At 72.2% G+C, this 6,689-nt stretch carries 5 protein-coding genes and 1 pseudogene; 2 read left to right on the top strand and 4 right to left on the bottom strand.

The window, feature by feature from the left end:
• The first annotated feature begins 101 nt into the window (after positions 1-101).
• Entirely contained in the window at positions 102-530 is a 429-nt protein-coding gene (locus tag ABZ806_RS22860) for a hypothetical protein (RefSeq protein ID WP_500219379.1), read from the top strand.
• Positions 531-557: 27 nt separating this feature from the next.
• Here the strand turns inward: ABZ806_RS22860 and ABZ806_RS22855 are convergent.
• Both ABZ806_RS22855 and msrB read right to left on the bottom strand, forming a co-directional pair.
• Positions 558-1,130, bottom strand: a pseudogene (locus ABZ806_RS22855) (TIGR04222 domain-containing membrane protein); the annotation flags it as partial.
• A 45-nt stretch (positions 1,131-1,175) separates the two neighbouring features.
• A complete protein-coding gene (gene msrB, locus ABZ806_RS22850) occupies positions 1,176-1,577 on the bottom strand; it encodes a peptide-methionine (R)-S-oxide reductase MsrB (RefSeq protein ID WP_500219378.1) in 402 nt (133 codons plus the stop codon).
• A 66-nt stretch (positions 1,578-1,643) separates the two neighbouring features.
• Here msrB and ABZ806_RS22845 point away from each other — a divergent pair, with 66 nt between their 5' ends.
• The gene (locus ABZ806_RS22845) at positions 1,644-2,726 is read left to right on the top strand and encodes a DNA polymerase domain-containing protein (protein WP_500219377.1); all 1,083 of its coding nucleotides are present in this window, start codon (positions 1,644-1,646) and stop codon (positions 2,724-2,726) included.
• Positions 2,727-2,785: 59 nt separating this feature from the next.
• Here the strand turns inward: ABZ806_RS22845 and ABZ806_RS22840 are convergent, their stop codons facing one another.
• Positions 2,786-4,726 (bottom strand): Xaa-Pro dipeptidyl-peptidase, encoded by a 1,941-nt coding sequence (locus tag ABZ806_RS22840; protein ID WP_500219376.1) that lies wholly within the window; start codon positions 4,724-4,726, stop codon positions 2,786-2,788.
• 206 nt (positions 4,727-4,932) lie between these two features.
• Positions 4,933-6,681 (bottom strand): 2-isopropylmalate synthase, encoded by a 1,749-nt coding sequence (gene leuA, locus ABZ806_RS22835; RefSeq protein ID WP_500219375.1) that lies wholly within the window; start codon positions 6,679-6,681, stop codon positions 4,933-4,935.
• Positions 6,682-6,689 lie beyond the last annotated feature (8 nt).

The raw sequence follows: 6,689 nt of genomic DNA, 5'->3' as shown, positions 1-6,689 counted from the left end.
TTTTGTGAGTGGTTGTCGGTGTTGTGGTCTCCCTATCGGGGGTGGGGCCGCCCGGGGGCGTCGGGCGGGCGGGGGCCGGCCCCGGGGGCGGGGGGGGGGGGGTGCTCGCCACCGCCGCCGCGCTGACGCTGACCGGCGGGTCCGCCCCGGCACCGCGCGCCGCCGCCGCCCGCGCGGCCGCCTCCCCGTCCCCGCACGAGAAGGCCGAGACCGCCGTCGGCGACCCCGACGAGATCCCCGACGCGGTGCCGTACCTCAAGACCATGGACCCGGACGGCGAGGTCGTCGGGCACGTCACCGACGTCCGCCGCAGCGGGCAGTTCGTCCGCGTCTACACCGACCTGGGCGAGGACGACGAGAACTCCAAGCCCGCCGTCGACCTCTGCGAGTGGACGACCCAGTTCCTGGAGGACGGCGGAGACGACGAGCCCCGCGTCTTCGTCCACGGCAAGAGCGACGACAACGGCAGCGTCGTCCTCGCCAACAAGCAGAGCGGCAAGGACGACTGCGAGGTCGGCGAGACCCGCTAGCACCCCCCGCCCCGGGCGGCCCCGCCGCTAGTAGCCCCCGCCTCCGCCCGCACCGTCCCCGTAGCCCGAGTACTGGGTGTCGGAGAGGCCGCTCGACTCCAGGTGGTGGCCACGCCACCGCCCGCGGCGGAGCTTGACCGGCTTCGGATCGTCGCTCTCCAGGATCTCCCGCAGCCGCGCGTCCTCGACGCCCGCCGGGCCGATCATCGCGAGGCGGTGCAGGGCGGACGACTCGCCCGCACCGTCCCGGACGAGGCCGCGGCGGATCAGCCGGCCGCCGCGGGTGAGCCTGCCCGACCCGGGGCGGACCAGGCCGGCCTCCGCCAGCCTGGCGACGATCGCGCCCATCTCCGGGGTCCGCGCGGCCGCCTCGATCACTCGGCCGAGCGGGCGCCCCGTGTCCGGGATCTCGGCGAGCACCGCGGCCTGCACCGGGTCGTCGGACTCGCGGTGCACGACGTCGACCCGGTGCGTCCCGCGCGACATCCGGATGCGGCGCGCCTCCGCCAGCGCGAACACCGCGGTCTGGACGACCCGGACGGGCCCTCCGCAGAGATGAGCCAGCTCGTAGTGGTCGAACTCGTCCATATAGCCCCCGACGCCATGCCCTCGCCCATAAGACGCCCGGGGCCGTGCGCGGGTTGCCTACTCGGCGGGTTCGAGGGTCAGGGAGACCGAGTTGATGCAGTACCGGTCGTCGGTCGGGGTGTTGTAGCCCTCTCCGTGGAACACGTGCCCGAGGTGGGAGTCGCACACCGCGCAGCGCGCCTCCGTCCGGACCATGCCGAGGGAGCGGTCCTCGATCAGCGTGACCTTGTCGGAGTCGGACGGCTCGTAGAACGACGGCCAGCCGCAGTGGCTCTCGAACTTCGTCTCCGACCGGAACAGCTCAGTCCCGCAGGCGCGGCACCGGTACACGCCGACCGTCTTCGCGTCGGTGTACTCGCCGGTGAACGGCTTCTCCGTGCCCGCCTCGCGCAGCACGCGGAACTCCTCGGGGCTCAGCTGCGCCCGCCACTCGTCCTCGCTCTTGCGGATCTTCTCCATGCCTCCGAAAATACCCGGCGCGGACGTTCCGGAGGACTGTCGTGCACGTGGGTTAACGTGCAGTACATGGCCTCGCCCTTCATCGAGATCCCGGTCGGGGATCGCCTCGTCAAGGTGACCAATCCCGACAAGGTCTACTTCCCGGAGCACGGCTACACCAAGCGGCAGCTGGTGGAGTACTACCTGGCCGTCGGCGACGGCATCCTGCGCGCGACCCGCGACCGTCCGACGACCCTGGAGCGCTGGCCCGCCGGGGTCTTCGAGGGCGCCAAGATGGCCACCCGCGAGGACTACGCGCGCGGCCAGGCGGGCATGGGCGCGGGCAGGTCCGACGCGTTCTACCAGAAGCGCATCCCGAAGGGCGCGCCCGAGTGGGTGCAGACGGCCCGCATCGCGTTCCCCAGCGGGCGTTCCGCGGACGAGGTCTGCCCGACCGAGCCCGCGGTGATCGCCTGGGCCGCGAACCTCGGCACGCTGACCTTCCACCCGTGGCCCGTCCGCAGGGGCGACGTCGACCATCCGGACGAGCTGCGCATCGACTTCGACCCGCAGCCCGGCACCGACTTCTCCGACGCCGTCCGCGTGGCGCTCGGCCCGGCCAGTGACCTGCTGTCCGAGCTGGGTTACACGGGGTACGTCAAGACGTCCGGCAAGGCGGGCGTGCACATCTACGTGCGCATCGAGCCCCGCTGGACGTTCACCGAGGTCCGCCGCGCCGCGCTGGCCTTCGCTCGCGAGGTCGAACGCCGCAACCCGGCCGAAGTCACCACGAAGTGGTGGAAGGAGGAGCGCGGCGAGCAGATCTTCATCGACTTCAACCAGAACGCGCGCGACCGCACCATCGCCTCGGCCTACAGCGTCCGCCCGGCGCCGCACGCCCCCGTCTCCGCGCCTGTGACCTGGGACGAGCTGCCCGACGTCGACCCGCGCGACTTCACCATCGCCACGATGCCCGCCCGCTTCGCCGAATTGGGCGACCTGCACGCGTCCATCGACGACGCGTCCTTCTCCCTGGACGCCCTGCTCGACATGGCCGACCGCGACGAGAACGACCACGGCCTCGGCGACATGCCGTATCCGCCGAACTATCCGAAGATGCCCGGCGAGCCCAAACGCGTCCAGCCCAGCAAGAACACCGACAACCACTGACCGGGCCCTGAGGAGGCCGAGGCCCGCCGCCCGGGTGGGCGGCGGGCCCGCCTTCTCCGCTAGTAGAGCTCGCGTTCCTGGACGGGGAGGGTCACCTCCGCGGGGCCGCGCCACGGGGTGGCGCGCTGGGGCGGGGCGATCATGGCGGCCGGGTCGTCCGCGGCGGCCACGACCGGGATGGTGATCGAGGAGCCGCGCAGGTCCACCGTCACCTGGGCGCCGGTGGCCTGCTCGTAGTTGTAGTCGGCGTCGGTGCCGGCGAGGACGAGGGCCAGGCGGTGGCCCTTCTTCAGCAGGTACTCCTGGCTGAGCGTCTCCCAGCTCACCGTGTAGTAGCGGCCCGGCTCCAGGGGCCTCGGGTGGCTCAGCGAGCGGGCGTTCTGGGCGTCCAGCCAGCCGCGGGCGACCACGTTCACCGGCGAGGTGACCGTGGTGACCTCCGTCTGCTTGTAGCAGGCGTCGTCGGCCGGAGTGCTCTCACCGTGGCAGTCCTCGGTGCTGAGGGTGCGGATGCCGGCGCCGGCGCCCAGGTAGTCGACGCGGGTGTCCTCGCCGTAGTCGACGAGCAGGGCGGTCAGGTTGGACGTGGGCTTGTCGAGCTTGATCCTCAGGCGGGCGTCGGGGGTACCGGAGAGGCGCCCGGTGCGGGGGAGCGGGCCGGAGACGAAGGCCGCCCGGTACGGCTGCGAGGCCGTCGGGTCGGCGACCATCGCGCTCTCCGAGTAGCCGAGGCCGCGCGGTCCGGGCGCGTCGGTGAAGGCGGCGGTGCTGCCGCGGGCGGCGCGCCGCAGGCCGAGCGTGCCGTCCGCGCCGGGGCGCAGCACGATGTCGCGGGCGTCGCGGGCCGGCCAGTCGCGCTGGGTGATCCACTGGTCGGGGCCGATCTCGATGTCGGCGCGCGGCTCCCGCATGATGCCGTTGGGGATCTTCTGCAACTCGTGGTCGAACCAGCGGTGCAGGGTGTCCACCCACGCGTCGCGGCGGACGTCGAACGGGTCGACGTGGCCGCGCTGCGACAGCCACACCTTGCGCTGGACGCCGCGCCGCGCGAGCGCGTTCCACCATTCCGCGAAGTGGTCGTCCTTCACGTTCAGGTCGTTGACGCCGTGGGACGCGAAGATGCTCGCGCGGACGCGGGAGGCGCGGGCGATCGTCCCGTCCCGGTAGTCGGTGGTCTTCCAGTACGCGTTGTAGTTGCCGCTGGCGTCGTCCTCGCCCTCGTCCAGACCGGCGTTGACGGCCGCGCACTTCTCCGGCGGGTCGGTGTCGACGTAGGAGGCGAGCCACGGCTGCTCGTCGTCGGTGTACTTGACGCCGTTCATGCGGCTGTAGTCGTACCAGCTGCTGATCGCCGAAATCGGGACGATCGTCTCCAGGCCCTTGACGCCGGTCGCGGCGACGCCGTTGGCGAGCGTCCCGTCGTAGGACTTGCCGATCATGCCGGTGCGGCCGGTCGTCCAGGTGGCCCGCACCGGCGTGCCGTCCGGCTTGAACGCCTTCGCCCGGCCGTTGAGCCAGTCGACCACGGCCTTGCCGCCGAGGACGTCGCTGGGCCCGCCGCTGACCGGGCAGCCGTCGGAGCGGGTCGTCCCGACCATGTCCACGGCGAGGAACGCGTACCCGCGCGGGACGAAGTAGTTGTCGTAGTACAGCGGGAACTTCACCGGGTTCCCGTTCGCGTCGTAGGTCTTGAGCTCGCCCTCGTTGCCGCGCCCGGCGTTGTCGTAGTACGGGCTCTCGTCCATGATCACCGGGACCTTGAGGCCGTGCTCGGTCTCCTTCGGCCGGATGATGTCGACGTTGACGCGGTCCTTCCTGCCGTCCCGGTCGCTGTCGACGCTCGACTCGACGTAGACGTGCTCACGGATCGCGTCCTTGTAGGAGAAGACCGGCTGGGTCACGCCGTCCTTCACCACGATCGTGGGGGACGGCAGGGCGAGCGCGGTCGCCCCGCCGCCCGCGCCGGCGAGCGCGGCGCCGGTCAGCACGGCCACCGTCATCGTCCGCCGGGTTCGTCTCAGGGATCGCCTGGCCAACCCGCACCTCCGGGGGAGCTGAGAAAATGATCTCTACGGAGGCACACGCTCCTCGCCCCCCGGCGCCCGGTAAAGGGCACCGTACGACGAACTCGGCCCGGATTTGGTCACCTCCTGCCCTTGCACGGCGCTGGCACGCGGCCCCGGCCGCGCTCGCTCGCCCGCCGCGACTAGCGCTTCGCGCGGTTCACCGCGGCCAGGACCGCCTCCACCGAGGCGGTCAGCACGGACGTGTCACGGCCCGCGCCCCACGACGTCACCCCGTCGACGCGGCATTCCGCGTAGGCGACGGCCATCGCGTCGGGGCCCGTCTCGGTGGCGTGCTCCGCGAACTGAAGGACGTCCACCTTGATCCCGGCCGACGACAGGGCGGCGGCGAGCGCGTCGATGGGGCCGTTGCCCGTCCCGGTGTGCTCGCGCCCGTCGCCGTCCACCCGGATGACGCCGGTGAAGTCGTGCCGCGCCGGGCCCGTGCTGGACGTCCGCCAGCCGGTCACGGAGACCGGGCCGGACGGCCGGAGGTACTCGGCGCGGAACAGGTCCCACAGTTCGGCCGCCGTGACCTCCTCGCCGCTGCCGTCCGTCGCCCGCTGCACCACCTGCGAGAACTCGATCTGCAGGCGGCGCGGCAGTTCGAGCCCGTACCCGGTGCGCAGCAGGTAGGAGATCCCGCCCTTGCCGGACTGGCTGTTGACCCGGATGACCGCCTCGTAGCCGCGCCCGACGTCGGCGGGGTCGATCGGCAGGTACGGGACGTCCCACGGCGACTGCTCCGGCGGCGTCCCCGACTCCCGCGCGCGGCGGGTGTGCAGGGCCATGCCCTTGCCGATCGCGTCCTGGTGCGTCCCGGAGAACGCCGTGTAGACGAGGTCGCCGCCGTACGGGTGCCGCTCGTGGACGGGCAGCCGGTTGCAGTGCTCGACCGTCCGGCGGATCTCATCGATGTCGGAGAAGTCAATCATCGGGTCGACGCCCTGCGCGTGCAGGTTCAGCGCCAGCGTGACGAGGTCGACGTTGCCGGTCCGCTCGCCGTTGCCGAACAGGCACCCCTCGACCCGCTGCGCGCCCGCCAGCACCGCCAGCTCGGCGCAGGCGACGCCCGTCCCGCGGTCGTTGTGCGGGTGGACGGAGAGGATCACCGCGTCCCGCCGGGCCAGGTGCCGGTGCATGTACTCGATCTGGTCGGCGTACACGTTCGGCGTGGCGATCTCCACGGTCACCGGGAGGTTCAGGATCACCGGCCGGTCGGGGGAGGCGTCCCACAGCCCGGTGACCGCGTCGCACACCTCCAGCGCGTAGTCGGGCTCGGTGAAGTTGAACGTCTCGGGCGAGAACTCGAACCGCACGCCCGGCCGGGCGAGCCGTGCCACGTCGGCCGCCCCGTCCATGATCAGCCGCTTCACGCCGGCGCGGTCGGAGCCGAGCACGACGTCCCGCCAGACGGGGCCCGTCGCCGTGTAGAGGTGGACGACTGCTCTGGGCAGCCCTTCGATCGACGCGAACGTCCGCTCGATCAGCTCGCGCCGCGCCGGGGTGAACACGACGGGCGTCACATCGTCCGGTAGACCGGTCACCGCCAGGTGCCGGACGAAGTCGAAGTCGGTCCGGCTGGCCGACGGGTAGCCGACCTCGATCTCCTTGAAGCCCATCGCCGCGAAGAGGTCGAACATGCGGCGCTTGCGCGCGGTGTCCATGGGTTCGGCCAGTGCCTGGTTGCCGTCCCGCAGGTCGACGGGCACCCACAGCGGCGCCGCCTCGATCCGCCGCGACGGCCAGGTGCGCTCGATCACGGGGACGGGCGACGGAACACGGTCGTGGACCGACCGGTACCGGTGGAACGGCATCGAGCTGCCGCGCTGCGGGTTCCAGGAGGGCCCGGCCACCGGGCCGGACGGGGTGCGCAGAGTCGGGAAGTTCATGGGGCCTT

The organism is Spirillospora sp. NPDC047418, from assembly GCF_040643275.1.
GTDB lineage: Bacteria > Actinomycetota > Actinomycetes > Streptosporangiales > Streptosporangiaceae > Spirillospora.
The sequence above is the reverse complement of the archived record's forward strand: the minus strand, read 5'-3'. Positions and strand labels throughout refer to the sequence as shown.

Bases quoted from the DNA above. Each gene is read 5' to 3' on its own strand.
- msrB (WP_500219378.1), bottom strand. From the start codon at position 1,577: ATGGAGAAGATCCGCAAGAGCGAGGACGAGTGGCGGGCGCAGCTGAGC.
- ABZ806_RS22845 (WP_500219377.1), top strand. From the start codon at position 1,644: ATGGCCTCGCCCTTCATCGAGATCCCGGTCGGGGATCGCCTCGTCAAG.
- ABZ806_RS22840 (WP_500219376.1), bottom strand. From the start codon at position 4,726: ATGACGGTGGCCGTGCTGACCGGCGCCGCGCTCGCCGGCGCGGGCGGC.
- leuA (WP_500219375.1), bottom strand. From the start codon at position 6,681: ATGAACTTCCCGACTCTGCGCACCCCGTCCGGCCCGGTGGCCGGGCCC.